Origin of the sequence: Shewanella sp. 5_MG-2023 (assembly GCF_030547465.1) — a bacterium.
In the GTDB taxonomy this organism is placed as follows: Bacteria; Pseudomonadota; Gammaproteobacteria; order Enterobacterales; family Shewanellaceae; genus Shewanella.
In genome coordinates, this window is record NZ_JAUORC010000034.1 from 32,494 (window position 1) to 51,653 (window position 19,160).

Sequence of the window (19,160 nt, forward strand, 5' to 3'; positions counted from 1 at the left end):
TCGAATAGCTAAGTTTGCGTTTTAACATCAGCATCGACCCAACAAAAAAAGCCATTAACGGTTGCGTTAATGGCTTTAAAGTCATCAGCTTTATAAAAGCGCTATAGCCAGCCTTTACGTTTAAAGAAGAAATACGTACCTGCGGCGCTCGCGAGCATCATTCCTATGGCCATGGGATAACCAAAACGCCAATCTAGTTCAGGCATATTGGTAAAGTTCATTCCATAACTACTGGCAATAACCGTTGGCGGTAAAAACACTACTGCTGCAACCGAAAATATCTTAATAATTTTAGTCTGTTGTATACCACTAAAGCCCATCGCCGCATCCAGCAAAAAGTTTAACTTATCAAAAATAAATTGGCTGTGGGGCATCAATGACTCAATATCAGATAGCATTTCACGCAAATCTTTAATATTTTCTTCAGATAAATGTTCGCGATAATAACGTTGGATATAACGTAAAGACCGCTGAGTATCGAGCAAACTTAAGCGAATTTTACCATTTGAATCTTCTTGTAAGGTAATGAGTTTAAACACATCATCTAATTCTTGGTCTTCGAACACTTGCTCGCCGACACTTTCAAGCACTGAATATACATCTTCAATTAAATCAGACAGGTAATCGACTTTAAGGGTGAAAAGTTCCAGCATTAACCCCTGAGGAGAGCTGACATCTAAGCGACCTAAGCGTAAGTAGTTACGCAGCAAGCGAATTAAACCGATATCCTCTTCACGTATCGTCAGCAAAAAATCCTTACGTAAATTGAAAGAAACGTTAATGCCTCTAACGTCTGATCCTACACGTTGCGGGAATAATGAATTGATATGTAAGCCATCTTTACTTTGGAAAAAACGAGCTGATGCTTCAATCTCATTGATGTCTTCTTCTTCGGGTACTTCTTCTACCGAAAACCGACTTAGCCATTCCCTTTCATCATCATTGGGTTTAAACATATCTAACCACAATGTTCGATCGGGAATACTGTCTCGAACATTTAATTCGTGAACAGTTAACTTGCGATTTTCATAAACATAGGCAGTAATCATGTATCCCCCAATGTGGTCGATTTCTCGTCCACTGACAATAGGTTAAGTTTGCTGGCTAGTGTACTAAAAAGAACACACATTGCCATGATAAAAATGTAAAAATAGCCAAATCCCCTAAATAATGTGCTGAAATCGTTAAATCTTTAAATTAAGTGCAAAAAAAAGTGCCCATTTGGACACTTTAATTGTAAATCGTTGCTTTATTCACCTTTTAGGCGACGGTCTAATTGATCTTTTAAATTTGCAGGCACGCCTTTAATCAAAATCGTGTCCGAAATAGGATCATAGATAACTCGCTCACCTAAATGGCCGCCATCAAAACTTAATGTTACCCCGCCACCGGTACCTGAAAACTTCTTCAAGGTACGTAAACTGGCCTTATCTGCTGGAAACTCTTCATCAAGTTCATAAGATCCACCGCAGGCAAAGTCATAAAACGAATCCATACCAGAGTCGGCAAGTTCATCCGCTAAATCTTTGACTTCAATATCAGCGCCTTCATCAGCTCTTTCTGAACAATACTCGAATACCTTGTCGCGGCACTGTTGACGTTCATCTTTGGTTAATTCGCTGCTAGCTACGAAATCTTCAACTGCATGCATAAGGGTTTTATTTTGCGCTTTCGTATTTACCCCTTCAACACAGCCCATAAAATCAAGGAAGAAGTCTGCCACTTTTCGGCCCGCGCGGCCTCTGACAAATGAAATATATTTACGTGAAGCTTTGTCTGCTTGCCATTCGGTTAAATCAATTCTGGCGGCAAGTTGGACATTAGTTAAATCAAGATGATTATTTTGCGACAACTCCATATCATCAAGTACCGTCATTGAAGGCTTGGCATTAAGCAAGGCGACAAACAAATAATCGCTAGTCATGTTGGTATAGCAAGACATTAATAAAAAACCGCCTTGGCTAAAATCATATTTAGCGAGTTCTTCTTGTAAAAGCTTACTGGCAGCACTGCTAAACTCAACAAAGCCTAATTCACCACTGCGGTATTCACTTAATGCATCAGAAAAAGCGGGGTTTGCTTCGCCATCTTCGCCGTGGGTTCCAAAAAAGCCAAAACCTTTACCCGCTTTACCGGTATAGGTTTGGTGTAATTCTTCTAACATCGCTTCTACGGCGCTGCTATTTAATAGTGGCTGAGGTCTTAAACGACAACTTAGTTGCCCCTGACTATCTTGAGAAATTTCATGGATAATTGCTTGTTCGATATTAATGCTCATAAGCCCTAACTGATCTTTGTGATGGAAGCGAAATAGCGGTAGATATCATAACAGACCGTGTTCAAAAATCTAAAAATAAAACCGTCAAATTACGTCAAATGCATCTCCTGAGATCCAAGGGTTAAACTGATGTTCTGTCCGCTTTAGAAAACACCAGCTATAAACCCCATAATCACTAACACCCAGCAACAGAAACTTGCAGCGTATCAGCTTTAAATCCGATATAATCACGTGCTAATTCATTACTTTTTGAACGATTTCGAATATGGCTATCCAATCTAAATACACCAACACCCAAGTTGAAGCATTAATTTCTGAGCTATTAGCAGTGCTGAATAAGCATCAAGCGCCTACAGATTTAAGCTTGATGGTGCTAGGTAACTGCGTTTCTCACTTATTGGAAAACAAGGTACCCAGTGAATCTCGTCAAGCAGTAGCAGAGCAATTCGCTAAAGCCTTGGCTCAATCTGTAAAAACCAGTTAAGTATCATTAAAAGGCATTTAAATTAATCAATTATCCTGTTATTTTTGATTAATACGAATTAGGAAAACGATACCGCATGGTTGAGCGCAAAAAACAAATGACCCGTGACAAAGTGTCACGTCTTGTTAACTGGGGCCACTGGTTTGCCTTCTTTAATGGCTTGTTAGCCATTATTGTGGGAACGCGATACCTCAGTAGTGTGGGTTACCCTGAAACCCTCATAGGTTGGGGTTACTTAGCCATTAGCAGTATTGGTCATTTTAGCTTTTTGGCTTTTATTGTTTACGTCGTTTTTCTTTTTCCTGCCACATTATTACTACCTTATTCAAAAATCCTACGGGGTTATGCTGCCTTAATCGCAACCCTCGGCTTATGTATTTTACTTTATGACACCGTAATATTTGATGATTATGGTATTCACTTAAGTCCATTCGCTTTTGACTTAGCCTGGTCAGATCTCAATGCCCTATTAGGTAACACCTCTTATATTGCTACTCCTATCGGCATTATTTTAATTGAGCTCACAGCCGCGAATTTTCTGTGGAAACGAATTGAAAAAATAGAGAAAAAGCAGTTAGGTAATAAAGTCATAGCCTTTATCGGTATTTGTTTTGTCAGTAGTCATGTTATCCATATTTGGGCAGATGCTAATGATGTCATTCAAATTACCCGTTTTGATGACACCATGCCATTGTCTTATCCGGCAACGGCACGTTCATTTATGGAAAGTCATGGTATTGAAGGCACCACTGCGCCAGATAAGACCTATCAAACAAAATCAAAACTACTGAATTACCCAATAGCTGCGCTGCAATGCAAAGCGCAAAAACAACAAAATATCCTAATCGTCTCGGTTGACGGTTTAAGAGCTGATATGGTGAACTCGGCAACAATGCCGTTTTTCAGCCAGTATCAGCTGCAAAATAAGCAATTCACTGAACACTTTAGTGGTGGCAACCAATTTAATACCGGTATGTTTGCCTTACTTTATGGCTTACAAGGGAGCTATAGTGATAAAAAAGCGTTCGAGCATACTGCGCCAGTATTAACCCAAGTATTGTCAGAACAAGGCTATCATCAAGCGGTATTTATGCCCCAAGACAATGCCGACGAATTAGCCAACCATGCCATTTTTGACGGTATGGATATGCACCTAAGCCATAGCGATATTGGCAGCGCGCAAACCGACATCAAAAATACTGAGCTATTTATTCAATGGCAAGCTCAGCAAGCCTCACCGTGGTTTTCATTGGTAAACTTATCTGCCACTAAGCACTATGACACCCCAATTGGCTTTTTAGGCATTGAAACTGTTAAGCCCCATCTAAGCTTAAAACCTGCTGAAAAAGTGCTATATAACCAATACAGGCAGTCGCTATTCTTTATCGATCAGCAAATACAACAACTGCTTACTAACCTTGATGATCAAACCTTAGTCATTGTCACCGGTACCCATGGGCAAATTTTCAGTAGTAATCCTCGTGAAGTTAATCAGGATCTTTCACCTGCTAATGTCAAAGTGCCCTTTGTCATGCATTGGCCTAAAACAACCTCTGATACCGTAAATTATCGTACTAGCCACTATGGCGTAGTACCGACAATCATGGGGCAAGCACTGCATTGTAATAACCCGATCACCGATTACAGCTCTGGATACAACCTATTACAACCCAGTGAGAAGAGCTGGGTCTATATCGGTGATAGCAGTACCTTTGCAATATACCAACAAGATGAGATTACGGTTCTAGGCAGACACGGAAAATATCGAATTTATGATATCGACTACAAAAAACGTCTTAAGCGAAAACTCAGTGCTCCTGAGCTAATTCAGGTCATGCGCGAAGGTCGAAGGCTTTACAATAAATAACCATTGAACCGTGGTTGATGCTATTTAACTCAATCTCGGTTTAGTCGTCAGAAAATATTGCCTGTTTTCCAAGCAAAAGATAACTAAAGATGTAAAAGCCACAAAGCAAATGCCTGTTTATTAATCATTTAAATTCAATTTTGCATTTTATTGTTGCGGCGCAAATACCTTCTAGGTAATCTAGCTAAAGAATGACGTTCGGGATATGGCCTAGTCCGGTAAGGCGCTTGTCTGGGGGACAAGAGATCACAGGTTCAAATCCTGTTATCCCGACCAATTCTTCTGCTTTAGCGTTACCCCTTCTTTAAGTTTCTCGTTTGCCTAAATAACACATAAAATCAATACTCATTATTAAGCTCAGAGACTTAAATTACCTTAATAACTTCATCTGTGCTTGCCATACAATGACAATATCAACACATAATCCCAAGCCTAGATTTAATCCTTAAATCTCACTTTCAGCGCTTTCAGCAAGCTTTGTCACCTAAAGAACTATTCTCTATTGAATATGTGATAGAGATTAGAAATTAGCATTAGCAAATCGGTTATATTGCGTCATCTTTCAACACCCTTGCTTAAGAAGTTCATTAAGCAATTGTCAGCTTTTCGGAGAATCCCTATGTGGTGGCGCGTACTATTAATCACCTTAGCGTACATGTTACTTGGCGCACACTTTTTGCGTTACGCTCAAATGCCATTAGCAATCACTTGTGCGGTTATGCCTTTACTACTCGCTTTTAAAAGCAACTTTTTAAACCGAGTAATCCAAATCGGCCTGGTATTAGGTACCATCGCGGTATGGGGCGTAAGCACTGTTCAATATATTGATCTACGAATAGACATGGAGCAACCTTGGCTGCGCCTTGCTGCGATTATGACTGGGGTAATGTTATTTAGTCTATTTGCCAGTTACTCGGTCAATGGCTTAGTAAAACAAGCTAGAAGCAAACAAAGCTTATTTAGATAAATGATTTTCAATAAATGCTAGCCATAAAAATACCGACACTTTGCCGGTATTTTTATGTCATCAGCTAAATCTTCAAGCTTATAGCCTTTAAGCTTAAGCGTTCAAAATTCAACTACTCAAAAACCTTAAATATTCAGGTTTGGCTTTTAGCATTCGTATTAATTTTCGGTTTCAATTTTGATTTCGGCATTAACCAGTGACTAATTTGGCGTCTTCTTAGCCATAACAAGCACGCTATCACAGCAATATAAATACTCGGTTCAATAATCTCAGATTTGACCGACCAGTAAAAATGAATGGGTGCCAATATCGCTAACACATAAATCCAATTATGTAATGATTGCCAGCGCCTGCCCATATTGCGCCTTAATGCTTTAAAAGAGGTCACCGCTAGCAATAGTGCAATAATAAAACCGCTAAATCCGACTAAAATGTAAGGCCGTTTAATGACTTCTTCAACTAAAAATCCCCACGCAAACAGCAAATCTAAACTGATAAAGGCGCTAATATGTAGACAAGCATAGGCAAATACATATAAGCCAACCAGCCGCCTTGTTTGCAATAACAAGCCTTGTTTAGTCAGCTTAGCCAGTGGTGAGATCATTAAAGTCACCACCAAAGCATTTATCGCGCCCATACCGGTAAAATGAATAATATATTGCACCGGATCGCCACCAGCATTATCGGTTAATACCAGCATAATTAAATAAACAACCGGTAAGATAAAACTAAGGTGTAAAAGCCCTTTTAACCACAATAAACCACCCGGGGTTAAGCGCATTAATAATACTTCCTCAAATCAAGATTGTTATATAAACCAGCCACAGACTCACCATAACCATTAAACATTTGTGTTGGAATTCGTTTGGCTGAAAACAAACCGCCTTCACCAATACTGCGCTCAGAGGCCTGCGACCAACGAGGATGATCAACCTGCGGATTCACATTGGCATAAAAACCATATTCGCTTGGCGCTAATTGATTCCAACTGGTAGGTGGCTGTTTATCGGTAACGCGAATTTTAACGATGGACTTAATACTCTTAAAGCCATACTTCCAAGGTAAAACTAACCTCACTGGCGCACCATTTTGCGGCGGCAAGGTTTTACCATATAAGCCTACGGCAAGAAATGGCAATTCATTCATGGCTTCAGCAATGGTTACCCCTTCTACATAAGGGTAATGTATCCCGCCGCCCATTAAACGATTTCGCTGCCCTGGCATTTGGTCAGGGTCAAACAAGGTCTCAAAGGCCACATGAGTTGCCTTATTAGATACCCCTGCCATTTTCAATAACTCAGCCAGTGAAAACCCTACCCAAGGCACCACCATTGACCACGCCTCTACACATCTTAAGCGGTAAATACGTTCTTCAAGGGCGAATTTACTGGTTAAGTCGTTCAAATCTAAGGTTAACGGTTTATCCACTAAGCCTTCAATTTTAAGCTCCCAGGGATTAACTTGAAATGATTGCGCATTTTCAAACGGGTCTTGTTTATTAGTGCCAAATTCATAGAAATTATTGTGACGGGTAATTTTATCTTCTGGGGTTAATTTATCATTGATTTGAAAGCGGCTAGGCTTTGTATAATCAATACCTTGCACCGCAAACGCAGGTTTATCGTCGCTGCCAAATAAATCGAACAAACCCGCCTGCACTTGCCCCGGCAAGCTAGCCCCGAGCGAGCCTAGCCCCAAGGCTTTAACGATATTGCGTCGATCCCGAAACACCGTTTCTGGAGTGACTTGATTTTCTTTTAATGCCCATGATGGTGGGTTGGCAATGCCTTTGAAAAAACCTTTCTTTGACACCATAGGTCACCTCATTCAATTATTATCATTTGATATAAATAGTAGACAGTCTAATACGCGTTAAAATTTCAAAAAGTTTACTATTTTGATGTTTTGAGTTTAATAATTAAGCGCTTAAGTATTAATTAGTCCTTTTGAGCCTTGCAGTGTACTGCCCTGCATGAGAATCTTAAGCATCATTTTTTGCAGGTTTTTTGCATGACATTTCCTACAAGTTTAACTATCCCCGAAATTATCGTTTTAGCCGCCGTCGCTTTTTTATCTCTTCTAATTGGCGCACTACTTAATCAGCGATTAACCCGTCAGCGCTGGGAGCAACACAGACAACGCATTGCTGAAGAAATGAGCCAATTAACTGCTGAATTTGAAATTAAACAGCAATCACTTACAGAGCAAATTGATGACAAACAAGATGCGCTAATGCTCACTCAAAATAAGCTCGAGTCATTGATTGGTCAATTAGCTAAAATGGAAGCCTTTGCCGAAAGAGTGCCATTACTAGAACAACAGTTAAACGATGGCCAGCGTAAATTCATGGAAACCCAGCTAGCACTGTCTAAATCTAATGCGATTCAACAAAGCATTCAAGCGCAGGCTAATATCGAAAAAACCGCTTTAAATGACAAAATCGCCTTACTAGAATCAGCCGAAGAAAGACTAAAACTGCAATTTGAAAATCTGGCGAATCGTATTTTCGAGGAGAAGTCAGAAAACTTTAAAAAGCAAAATGTCAGCCAAATGGATGGTGTGCTTGGGCCATTAAAACAGCAGCTAGAAGGCTTTAGACAACAAGTTAGAGAATCCTATAGCCAGGAGCAAACTGAACGCAGCGCCCTTAAACATCAACTTGATGCACTCAAAGAACTTAATTTGCGAATGAGTCAAGATGCAGTCAATCTTACTAAGGCGCTCAAAGGCGATAACAAGCAGCAAGGTAATTGGGGTGAAGTCATCCTTGAGCGGGTCCTACAAGAAAGTGGTCTACGTGAAGGCCATGAATACCATACTCAGCAAGATTTAAAAGACGATCAAGGTAAGCGCTTTAAACCTGATGTCATCGTTCACCTTCCTGAACAAAAAGATGTGGTGATTGATGCCAAAATGTCATTAATTGCCTACGAGCGCTTCTTTAATAGTGAAGACGAGCTAGTACAGCAACAAGCGATAAAAGAGCTGGCTTTATCTATTCGTCAACACATTAAAGGCCTAAGCCATAAGGACTATCACAAGCTACACGGCCTAAAAAGTCTCGACTATGTATTAATGTTTATTCCAATAGAACCTGCATTTTTACTGGCTCTGGAGTCAGATCCTAGCTTAGTGAACTTCGCCCTCGATCATAATATTATGTTAGTCAGTCCAACCAACTTATTAGTAGCACTGCGCACCATTAACAATATTTGGCGCTATGAGTACCAAAACCAAAATGCCCAAAGTATCGCAGCCCAAGCAGGTAAAATTTACGATAAATTATGCAGCTATGTTGACGACATGGATAAACTTGGCCGCGCTTTAGACACTGCCGATAAAGCCTACCAGCAAGCAATGAATAAACTGTCCCAAGGTAAAGGTAATTTAATAAGGCAAGCCCATGTTATGCAAAAGTTGGGCGTTGAAACCAGTAAAAACCTTGATCCTCAATTAATAAATAAAGCCTTAGATGACTCTAAAGAGTCATAAGCGGTTTTAATTCAGTTTTTATGAGCAATTTTTATGAGCAATTATAGCTAATTGCACTATTCTTTGGCTTGAGGTGGCAACACCTTAAGCAAAAATAGACACTTGGCTAATATTGATAATGCAGCTTAATAGATACTATTTATTAATTAGATTCAAACAGTTTGGTTCGCAAAAGATGTCGTACTGAGGCGGAGATTCTCATTATTATGCGCAACATATTGGTTAGTTTTGTATTTTTTCAAGGGTTATTGTGGCTGTCAGCTAGCGTTAATCTCGCCCATGCTGAAGAATCAAGTTTAAGCCCCCAGCAACAATTGTATCTTGATGCCCGCAAAGCGCTAGATAAACAACAGCTCAACCAATACCAAAAGCTACGTAAGCAGTTGGGTGATTACCCATTAACTGTCTACCTTGATTACCATGAGCAAGTAGCCGACATTATAAAAATGAGTGGAACTCAGGCCCATAAAGCCATCGAGCAGTTTAATACCACTCCGCTTTATAACGGCTTACGTTATCGCTATTTGAAAAATGCTGGCGAAAAAAAGCAGTGGCAAAACTTTTTAGCCATCTCACCTAACGCCCCTAATGATGTCACCTTGCAGTGTTACTATTACCGCGCTCAATTATCTCAAGGCAATAACAACATCGCTTATGACGGCGCTGAAAAACTGTGGCTTTATGGTCGCTCACGCCCCAAGGCTTGTGATGTGTTATTTAGTCAATGGACCAAGGCCGGTAAAAGAACCCAAGCATTAATTTGGTCAAGAATGTTACTTAGTTTTAATGAAAACCAATATGGCTTAACCCAATACCTATCCAGAAAAATCACCAAAAATAAAGCTGAGGCCGATTTACTAATTTCAGTTTATCGCGATCCCAACAGCCTACGTAATACCAAAAAGTTTTCTTCTAAAACGCCCATTGTGGCGGATATTGTTAATGTTGGGCTCAGAAAACTTGCCAGAAAAGACTTAAAACAAGCGGTAAAATTATATAAGAAATATGATAAAGCTAACCGTTTTAATGCCATCAAAGGCCAACAACTTAATCGTTATATTGTCCGCCGAGCATTAATCAGAAAAGAAGCTGATTTACTGGAACACATTGATGCAAGCTTACCGATTTTAGACTCTGATGACTTATTTCAAATTCGTTTGCGCTGGGCAATCGCAGCGCAAGATACAAAAGCAATCAAACACTATCTAACCTTACTCAGTGATGATGTCATTGATGACTCTCGCTGGCAGTATTGGAGCGCACGCATAAATAAAACCACAGATAAAACCCAAGCAGACAAGATAACGAAGCAACTTAGCCAAGCACGTAATTTTTATGGTTTTTACGCCGCCCAATCCATAAAGGCCCCGCTGGCGTTAAATAATGACAAGTTACAGTCATCGCCACTGCTTGCCAAAAAACTTCATGATGACCCAGGGCTTGCCAGAATTATCGAATTGATTGCCATCGATAAAACCCGCGATGCTCGCAGTGAATGGGTTCATTTGCTGCGCCGCCATGATACCGCGATGAAGGCTGAATATGGCCTACTCGCCCTTAAAAATGGCTGGTTTGATTATAGCGTCGAAGCCAGCATACAAGCCAGACAATGGAATAGTTTGCAATTGCGCTTTCCTAACGCCGCCCAAAACGAATTTGAACAAGCCAGTAAAAAATATCAGGTTGAGATAGATGAAATACGCGCAATCGCCCGCCGCGAAAGTGCGTTTTACCCTTATGCCACCTCGGGTGTGGGTGCGCGCGGATTAATGCAACTCATGCCCGCAACAGCAAAAGAAACCGCCCGAAAAAATAAGCTCAAATTTAACAATAAAAATGACCTATATAAGGTAAATTATAATGTTCAACTTGGTAGCGCTTATTACGGCCAATTGCTCAAACAGTTTGATCAAAATCGCGTGCTCGCCACAGCAGCCTATAATGCCGGCCCCCACAGGGTCACCCGTTGGTTAAAAGAGTCTGGCGGAAAACTGGATGTCATGAGCTTTATCGAAACCATTCCCTTTAAGGAAACCCGGGAATATGTGCAAGCCGTACTGAGCTATAGAATGATCTATCAGCAACAAGAGGGTCGCGATGCCCCTATGTTCAGCGAAGCCGAACGCAAGTTTGCTTACTGATAGATTTGACGACGGCAATGTGTTTATTGGTCACTTTGTCATTAACCAATAGCCATTAGCCTTAGCTAAATAGCTTAGCCACTTTAACGCCGCTTAAGACTTACTAAGGCTGTCGTGAGTAGTGTTCGAAACCGATAACTCACTGCCACGATAGTTAAACTCATCACAGAGTTTAGCTATCATTTTTTATCACTGAATATCTTCCTTTATTATCTTTGGCAGGTTAACGTAAGCCATTCGATGTACTTGTTAGCAAAATAGCTTAATTAGGCCCTTTTTGTTAACTAACGGAGTGTTTAGTGTCAGCAACAAAACTACAATCGCTGTTAAGCCAATTAGAAACGGTATTATTAGGTAAGCCTGAGCAAATCAAACTGGCGCTAGCCTGCATTCTCGCTAAAGGTCATTTACTGATTGAAGATTTACCTGGCATGGGTAAAACCAGTCTTTCTCAGGCCTTAGCCACCTCACTGGGCATGAGCTATCAACGTATTCAATTTACCAGTGACATGTTACCCGCTGATATTCTAGGGGTATCCATTTACCAGCAACAAAATCAAGTGTTTGAATTTCACCCAGGGCCGATTTTTAATCAAATGTTATTAGCCGATGAAATCAACCGCGCCAGCCCTAAAACCCAAAGTGCCTTACTTGAAGCCATGGCAGAAAGACAAATCACCATTGATGGTGAAACACACACATTGCCACAGCCTTTTTTTGTTATCGCTACCCAAAACCCCATTGAGCAATCAGGGACGTTCCCGCTGCCTGAATCGCAACTTGACCGCTTTATGATGCGCATTTCTATTGGCTACCCAGATGAACATGCTGAGTTAGCCATGCTAAAAGGACTACATCAGCGCAGCGATGCCCCGCCGCTCACACAATGCTTAAGCCCAACCGAGCTAATGAGCTTGCAACAACAAGTACAAAAAGTCAGTGCCTCTGATGCTGTGCTTAAGTATTTGATCAATCTTGCCCAATACTCTCGTCAGCAAATCGATGGCAATGGGCTATCGCCTCGGGCCAGTATTGCACTGCTAGACGCAGCTAAAGCCTGGGCGCTATTAAATCATCGTAATTATGTGGTACCAGAAGATATTCAGGCCGTATTTCATTGCGTAGCAGAGCACCGCATAAGAACCAATAGCCAACTGCAGGGGCAAGCGCTGTCAGATCAAATTCTCGCACGCGTTAACCCAATAAGCTAAGCAGAAATTAATTGCAGATGAATAATTCCAAGGCAGCAAAAAAATGGTATTCACGCTTGATCCCCGCCGCGATTAAGCAGCGCTGGTCAAAGTGGCTAGATAAGCGAATACCGGCGAACAAACAAATTACCTTAAGCCATAAAAGTATTTTTATTTTACCCAGTGGCTTTGGCGTCGCTTGGTTTGTGCTGATAGTGGTGCTGTATTTATTTGGCACCAACTATCAAAACAATTTGGTGATCGGCTTAAGTTTATTGCTGGCCAGTGTGTTCCATAGTTGCATTATTTACAGCTATAAAAATCTTGCAGGTTTAACCTTAACAGCATTAACCCCGCCTGAGACTTATGCCAACCAAAACTTGGCCTTTCCGATTGTATTATCCAGTAAAATCAACAAAGACAACAGCCAAACCAGCCACCAGCAAATTTGCTTGAATCTACCTAATGAGCGCCATAGCCGCATTACCGATGTCGCTGAAGGCGTCGATACCAGCGTCAGCTGTACCGCGCAATCCAGAGGCCTAGCTAACCCCGGTAGAATTCGCGTCTCATCCAGTTTCCCACTGGGGTTATTTAACACTTGGTCCTATGTGGATTTAAATATCCAGCATATTATTTATGCCGCGCCGCTGGCCACCCATGTATCGTTAACCAGTTTAGATAATGACAATCAAACCGAATTTGAACACGGTAAATTACAACCAGGGGTTGATGACTATAAAGGCCTTAAAACCTTCGTTGAAGGTGAGTCACTTAAACAAGTGGCGTGGAAGCAATGGGCACAAGGGCGCGGAATGCTAACAAAAGAATTTGCCCAACCTGAAGGCAAACCGGTGTGGCTAAGTTTAGACGACACCCTCGGTGATAGTCTTGAACAAAAACTCAGTAAGCTGGCGTGGCAAGTCAACGCCTTATCTCAATCGCAGCAAGTTTTTGGCTTGGCATTAAACCAACAAATTATCGAACAAGACAGTGGCGAGTCACACAGAAAACAATGTCAGCAAATGATTGCGCTTTATGGTTCAGTAGCTAAGCCAGCAATTACAACAGAACCAAGAGTTACACCTGAGTCAACGTCAGCATTTACTGATAAACACCCAGTGGGGAACAGAAAATGACCCAAGGCTCAGAGGCGTTAAAACATCAGTTAAATGATCCATTTAATGAGAACATTGGTCGTAATACCCTCTTTTGGTTATTAATTACCAATGTATTGGTGCTATCACCGTTATACCAGCATGCCACCTTATGGAGCATCGGCATTTGCGCCATTTGCTTTGTGTGGCGTGTGGGAATTTACCTTGGCAAGGTAGCGGCGCCGCCTAAAGTATTAGTCACAGGGCTAGCCATTGGCGCCGCTGTCACCTTGGCTTTAGTGTCACAGGAAATTGGTTTACTTAACGCATTAGTCAATTTGCTCCTGCTAGGCTACGCCCTTAAATACATCGAAATGCGCCAAGTGCGCGATGTTAAAGTCGTGGTCTTGGTGGGCTTTTTCTTAATAGGCTTTGCGTTATTAGATCGCCAATCCATACTCGACACTCTACAACTGAGCTTTGTCGCCATCATTAATACCTGTGTGCTGATCAGCATTTATCAGCATTCAAGTCGCAAGGTAAACTTTCGCTTCGGGGTGAAATTATTTGCCCAAAGCCTACCCTTAGCCATACTGCTTTTTGTGGTGTTTCCAAGGCTGCCACCATTGTGGTTAGCCCCCAGCATGAAAAATGCTACTACCGGCCTGTCAGATGAAATTGCATTAGGGGATATTAGTAAGTTAACCCGCTCGCCGAATTTGGCATTTAGAGTCGGTTTTGAAAATGAACTCAATAACACCGATAAGCAGCAACTCATTAGCAATGAGCAACTGTACTGGCGCACACTGGTCATGGAAAACTACGATGGTCAACGCTGGAGTCAGTCGCCTTATCGTAAAAATGAACAACGTAGCGCCTATGGCAATAAACCTAAGCGCGCTAAGCCCAATTCAGCAGGTCTTACTGCGCCATTAATTTATCAAGTGATCACCGAGCCGACCTATCAAAAATGGTTGTTTGGTTTAGATCAGGCTTTTAGTCAATCTGAGCACATTGTCGAGTTATCCGACTTTAGGCTATTCTCACTGCGAAACATTGATCAACGCTTAAGTTACCAAGTGAGCTCTTATCCAAGTAGCGCTCTTGATGCCAAACTCGCGCCAGACATCAGCAAGATAAATTTGGCCATTCCTAATAATAGCAATCCACAAACTCGCCAGTTGGCAGCCCAATTTGCTAAGGATTACCCACAGCCAGCAGCCCGCATCAATGCCATGATGGGTTACTTTGCTGAGCAGGCTTTTTACTACACCTTAAGCCCGCCAAAGCTTGGCCAACAGCAAGTAGATGACTTTTTATTTACTAACCAAGCAGGCTTTTGCTCCCACTACGCTTCAGCGCTAGTATTTCTCGCCCGTTCAAGTGGCATACCTGCCAGAATGGTCACCGGTTACCAAGGCGGCGAATATAACCCCAAAGCCGGTTATTACAGCATCTATCAATACATGGCCCATGCATGGACTGAAGTTTGGCTTGAAGGCCAAGGCTGGGTAAGGTTTGACCCCACCGCCATGATTGCCCCAGAGCGAGTATTAGACGGCTTTGATGCCACGTTTACAGGCCAAGACAGTTACTTACAAGACAGCCTATTTACCAGTTTACAGGTCAAAAATATTCCGTGGTTAAACAATATTCGCCTGCAACTGGCGAGCATCGATTTTTACTGGAGTGTGTGGGTACTGGGTTTTGATGAGCAACGCCAGCAACAAGTATTAGCCAAACTCCTTGGCAATGTCAGCAGCAGTAAAGTGGCTATTATGATGATCATCTGCTTTATCATCATTGCCCTTATTATTGCCTATTTTGCTGGCGTGTTTAAACTGCAGCCCAAACAAGATCCTTGCATCAAACGCTATAACCTTATTTGCGCAAAGCTGGCTCACAAAGGCTTTCAACGTGATGCGATGCCACCACAAGCGTATGCCCAGTTTATTCATCAAGCATTTAGTGAGCAGCAACCACAACTGGTGGCTAATTTTGAAAAAATGACTGAACACTTTATTGCGCTGCAATATCAACCATTGACGGCGAAACAAGTTGTTTTGCACCAAAGATGGTTTAAGCGCTACTTTAGTAAGCTGAAAAGGAATTTAATGAATTAATGTGGTAATCAAAGGCCATTTGATTATTTTTAACATAGTATATAACAAGGCTAGCTTACTATCGGCCTGTAAACGTACTTAAAATCGAGCCTGACTGCTGTCAGGCTCATGTTATGTCTCTATTATCGCTATATCTCTATTCTCACTAATTATAAGTAAACTAAAGCACGTATTTAGCAGAAAACATCACCCGATTAAGTTCGCCTTCAATACCGTTTTCTTTACTGTTTTTGGCGTACATATATTCAACACCCACAGTTAATGGTTTCACTGGTGAATAAAGTAAATTCACATAACCAGAATATGAGTCTTTATTAACATTTTCGCCCATCAAGCTGACATCATTATCCGCGCTAAACGCTGACGCTGTCACACTGGTACGCCATTGGTCATTCCACCAATGGCGATAAGCAATAAAACCACCATAAGAGGTAATCGCCTCAATATCGCCATCGGCATCGATAACTCCCGCATTGACATAATTGAGCGCCATATATCGGCCAAGACCTTCACCATAAGTCGCAGTAAATTTAATATCATCTGCACCTACGGGTAAAATACCGCTAAAACTAACGCCGTAACCCAAAGCCGTTGCATCAAATTGAGTATCGCTAATGCGAGTTTCAATATTGAGTTGCCTTGCAATACCAGCAACAGACAATTTAGCACCAGCCTCTGTTTTGAAGTTATAGCGTGCAACAACATCAGGTACCATGCCACTACCGCTCAGAATTCGGCTAGGGCTTTGGTAACCATTTAAGGTGGTTTCAGGGTTTTCTACAGATAATTGAAAGCCGCCATTGGTATAGCGTATTTGAGTTTGGCGTACAAATGGGGTGCCTTCTGCAGCGCCAACAAAATCGAGGTTCTCAGGTAAAGCGGCTGGATTTTGAAAAGTGGTCCATGATTGACCAACAGTCCAATTATCAAAACTCACAAATGCATGACGAATACGTGGCGAATAACTGTTGGACACTCGTTCGTTACCGTCAGCATGAGTCATAAAATCCAGTTCGATAAAGCCGGTTAACTTATGGTCATCAATATCTGTAATCGTTTTAAAGTTAAATCGTGTTTCTCTCGCCTGAAAATCGACCACCTGATTTCCGTTACCCTCTACGCCATATATTGTCCCAGGTACATAAAACTGCCTAGAAATAGACCCTGAATCTGGTGCACCATGGCTATAATCACTGAACATGCTGTCGACTTTAATATAACCACCAAATTGTACATCGGTATTTTCAATAACTGCCGCGTTTGCACCAGTCACAGAAAGCGCACTCCCAATCAATACGCCAATTAAATTCAATCCTATTTTGGTATAATTAAATTGACTATTTGCCGAGTTTTTATTGTTTCGAAATAAACGTTTTTTCATCACATCACCATTATTTTTATTGTTAAAAAAACCTTCTCTAATAATTAAGCTTTAAAGAAGGTGCCTCACAGAGAAACTATGTGTAATCAATGATGTGATCATAGAACTGGAATGAATTCCAAAACGAGGGTTGCAATAGGGTTTGGAAAAAACAACCAAGCTGTAACCAATAAGTTAAATCTCGGTTCCATAATTGTATTTAAAGTGACAACGGTAGCATTTTGACATTAATGCCAGAATGTGGACTAACGCTTATTAAATAAAGAAGTAAATCTACTGGGGATTGGCTGATAACTTTCAGGCATTTAGAGAGCATTTTATTACGCTGTTATACCAACATTTATCGGTGACACAAATGGTGTTTCATCAACGGTTGCTTAAGCGCTAATTTAGGAAGGTTAAGATGGGTCTGTTTATTTCTAAACTTCGTTTAGATTAATGATTAGATCAAAGTCGTGGTGCTTCGCCCACACCAGAGCCAAGGGAAAAAGCGCTTGTCCCCCTTAACAATCCCTCAGCGCCCCAGACGAAAAATGCTGAAAAACGCATGATTTTCGATGGGGATTAATCCAGCTTTTGACTTCGTTTGTAGATGGCTTCGGTCATTGTCGAAAAAACCTAACGCTTCCGATGGGCCTTCCCTGGCCCAACGAAAGCTAGCTTGGCATCCATGCCAAGCTCACGGCCTTTTCTCGATGCCTCAATTAAAGTTGAGCCAGAGACAAATAGATATTCAACTTTTTTCGCTGTTACTAAACGCAATATATAAAGTTAAATCGAAGATATGAAAATTCCGGTGTAGATGCAGCAGCGAGCTTCCAAAACAGGGACGTTTTGGCAGAGCTTACAAGGATGTACTTGCAGCGTCTCGCAGTTGTATATGCACATAGGCCTGCGGCAGGCAATAAGTTAAATTGAAGCTATGTGTTTCCCATAACTTAACCAATGCGCTTAACGTAAATCACGTCGAGATCAGAGCCTTTTACCTTTTTCTTAGTCTAAATCCAGCCCAATAAGTTGTTAAGTCATCTCAGTAAAAATTGAAGGCTTTCTTAGTTCCTGCATATTTCATTCACTAAATGGTCAAATAAAAAACAATTGACATAATATGTCTCAAAAGCTAACTTAGACATAATATGTCAAACAAGGAAGTGTAAATGGATATTTGGAATTTTTTCACCAGTTTTATTGTACAAACTATTGGTTTTTTTACTAACGAAGTTGGTGTGACTGAGGCCGTAGCAATAATATTGTTTACTCTAATTGGCCGCTTAGCTTTAATGCCTATTAACGTTTTAGCTATGGCGAATATGTATAGAAATAAAAAAGCGATATCTGCAATAAAACCAGAGTTAGAAGAAATAAAAACAATATATAAAGACAAACCAAATGAAATAGCTAAATGTACAATGGCACTATATAAAAAACACAATATTAAAATTCTGGATAAAAGCAGTGCAGTTAATATTGTCAGTCAGGGTGCTTTTGGGTTATGCATGTTCCAAGCCCTTCAACAGATAGTGTTTAATAGTAAATTTGCTTGGATTGCTAACATTGCAAAACCTGATGTTGCACTGGCATTGCTTGTTGGCGTTATTACATACTTTTCTATGACTATGATGCCAGGTAGCGCGGAGCAGACCAGTACTTTGTTGCTTATAATCCCCGCTATTATTTGTGTTGTTACCTTAATAAGCTTTCCATCCGCTATCGGTTTATATTGGGCTACATCTAGCGTGACGAGTTTATTTCAATCCTTGGTGCTTACTAAATTCTTTCATCAACAAGACACATATAAAGCTATTTAATTTGAACAGATAAAAGGTCAGAATAAACATTATTCTGACCTTTTATCAACTAGCCATTCTCTAAATTTTGTGTCTCCAACATTCTCCATTAAGTACCCCTCAACAGCACAAAAACAAGCTAATCCCACCAACCAATTCTTATCGAATTTGGTTGCTAAAAATATAAAGCCACCCATTACTCTAAATTTATAACATAACGCCTTCGTGAGTTGCCAACACCAAAATTCATTTACTGATGGCCAAAGGACTGAATATTTCATCATTAATCACCAAAAATAACTCATAAACTAAATTCAACACAGCAAAAAAGCTTGATATCTATCAAGTGGAAA

Annotated in this window: 14 protein-coding genes and 1 tRNA gene; 10 read left to right on the forward strand and 5 right to left on the reverse strand. The window is 40.9% G+C overall.

Features of this window, described 5'->3' with window-relative positions:
- Positions 1-101: 101 nt before the first annotated feature.
- Both corA and yejK read right to left on the reverse strand, forming a co-directional pair.
- Entirely contained in the window at positions 102-1,049 is a 948-nt protein-coding gene (gene corA, locus Q4557_RS17470; RefSeq protein WP_102439764.1) for a magnesium/cobalt transporter CorA, read from the reverse strand.
- Positions 1,050-1,249: 200 nt separating this feature from the next.
- Entirely contained in the window at positions 1,250-2,278 is a 1,029-nt protein-coding gene (gene yejK / locus Q4557_RS17475) for a nucleoid-associated protein YejK (protein WP_102439763.1), read from the reverse strand.
- A gap of 265 nt (positions 2,279-2,543) precedes the next feature.
- On the opposite strand from yejK, the gene Q4557_RS17480 reads away from it, so the two are divergent.
- The 4 genes from Q4557_RS17480 (at position 2,544) to Q4557_RS17495 (ending at position 5,596) form a co-directional block, all read left to right on the forward strand.
- Positions 2,544-2,762, forward strand: coding sequence for a YejL family protein (locus Q4557_RS17480; RefSeq protein ID WP_076536859.1), 219 nt, complete (start codon positions 2,544-2,546; stop codon positions 2,760-2,762).
- Positions 2,763-2,838: 76 nt separating this feature from the next.
- Positions 2,839-4,629: a DUF3413 domain-containing protein gene (locus tag Q4557_RS17485; RefSeq protein ID WP_303414299.1), complete on the forward strand. Its 1,791-nt coding sequence runs from the start codon at positions 2,839-2,841 to the stop codon at positions 4,627-4,629.
- A gap of 199 nt (positions 4,630-4,828) precedes the next feature.
- Positions 4,829-4,905, forward strand: a tRNA-Pro gene (locus Q4557_RS17490).
- A gap of 343 nt (positions 4,906-5,248) precedes the next feature.
- Positions 5,249-5,596: a hypothetical protein gene (locus Q4557_RS17495; protein ID WP_303414302.1), complete on the forward strand. Its 348-nt coding sequence runs from the start codon at positions 5,249-5,251 to the stop codon at positions 5,594-5,596.
- A gap of 133 nt (positions 5,597-5,729) precedes the next feature.
- Here the strand turns inward: Q4557_RS17495 and msrQ are convergent, their stop codons facing one another.
- A complete protein-coding gene (msrQ, locus tag Q4557_RS17500) occupies positions 5,730-6,377 on the reverse strand; it encodes a protein-methionine-sulfoxide reductase heme-binding subunit MsrQ (RefSeq protein ID WP_303414304.1) in 648 nt (215 codons plus the stop codon).
- Positions 6,377-7,411, reverse strand: a complete 1,035-nt coding sequence (msrP, locus tag Q4557_RS17505; protein WP_102476121.1) for a protein-methionine-sulfoxide reductase catalytic subunit MsrP — start codon at positions 7,409-7,411, stop codon at positions 6,377-6,379. The genes msrQ and msrP overlap by 1 nt, the downstream gene beginning before the upstream one ends.
- A gap of 195 nt (positions 7,412-7,606) precedes the next feature.
- Here msrP and rmuC point away from each other — a divergent pair, with 195 nt between their 5' ends.
- The 5 genes from rmuC to Q4557_RS17530 all read left to right on the forward strand — a co-directional run bounded on the left by rmuC (position 7,607) and on the right by Q4557_RS17530 (position 15,639).
- On the forward strand, positions 7,607-9,088 hold the full coding sequence (gene rmuC, locus Q4557_RS17510) for a DNA recombination protein RmuC (protein ID WP_102439758.1): 1,482 nt from the start codon (positions 7,607-7,609) through the stop codon (positions 9,086-9,088).
- 206 nt (positions 9,089-9,294) lie between these two features.
- On the forward strand, positions 9,295-11,229 hold the full coding sequence (locus tag Q4557_RS17515; RefSeq protein WP_303414308.1) for a transglycosylase SLT domain-containing protein: 1,935 nt from the start codon (positions 9,295-9,297) through the stop codon (positions 11,227-11,229).
- A 299-nt stretch (positions 11,230-11,528) separates the two neighbouring features.
- Positions 11,529-12,440, forward strand: coding sequence for a MoxR family ATPase (locus tag Q4557_RS17520; RefSeq protein ID WP_102439756.1), 912 nt, complete (start codon positions 11,529-11,531; stop codon positions 12,438-12,440).
- A 17-nt stretch (positions 12,441-12,457) separates the two neighbouring features.
- Positions 12,458-13,558, forward strand: a complete 1,101-nt coding sequence (locus Q4557_RS17525) for a DUF58 domain-containing protein (RefSeq protein ID WP_303414310.1) — start codon at positions 12,458-12,460, stop codon at positions 13,556-13,558.
- The gene (locus Q4557_RS17530) at positions 13,555-15,639 is read left to right on the forward strand and encodes a DUF3488 and transglutaminase-like domain-containing protein (RefSeq protein ID WP_303414312.1); all 2,085 of its coding nucleotides are present in this window, start codon (positions 13,555-13,557) and stop codon (positions 15,637-15,639) included. Before Q4557_RS17525 ends, Q4557_RS17530 begins: the two co-directional genes overlap by 4 nt.
- 160 nt (positions 15,640-15,799) lie before the next feature.
- Here Q4557_RS17530 and Q4557_RS17535 read toward each other — a convergent pair whose 3' ends face one another.
- Positions 15,800-17,020 (reverse strand): DcaP family trimeric outer membrane transporter, encoded by a 1,221-nt coding sequence (locus tag Q4557_RS17535; RefSeq protein WP_303414315.1) that lies wholly within the window; start codon positions 17,018-17,020, stop codon positions 15,800-15,802.
- A 1,157-nt stretch (positions 17,021-18,177) separates the two neighbouring features.
- Between Q4557_RS17535 and Q4557_RS17540 the strand changes: the two genes are divergently transcribed.
- On the forward strand, positions 18,178-18,828 hold the full coding sequence (locus Q4557_RS17540) for a YidC/Oxa1 family membrane protein insertase (RefSeq protein WP_303414319.1): 651 nt from the start codon (positions 18,178-18,180) through the stop codon (positions 18,826-18,828).
- Positions 18,829-19,160: the final 332 nt, after the last annotated feature.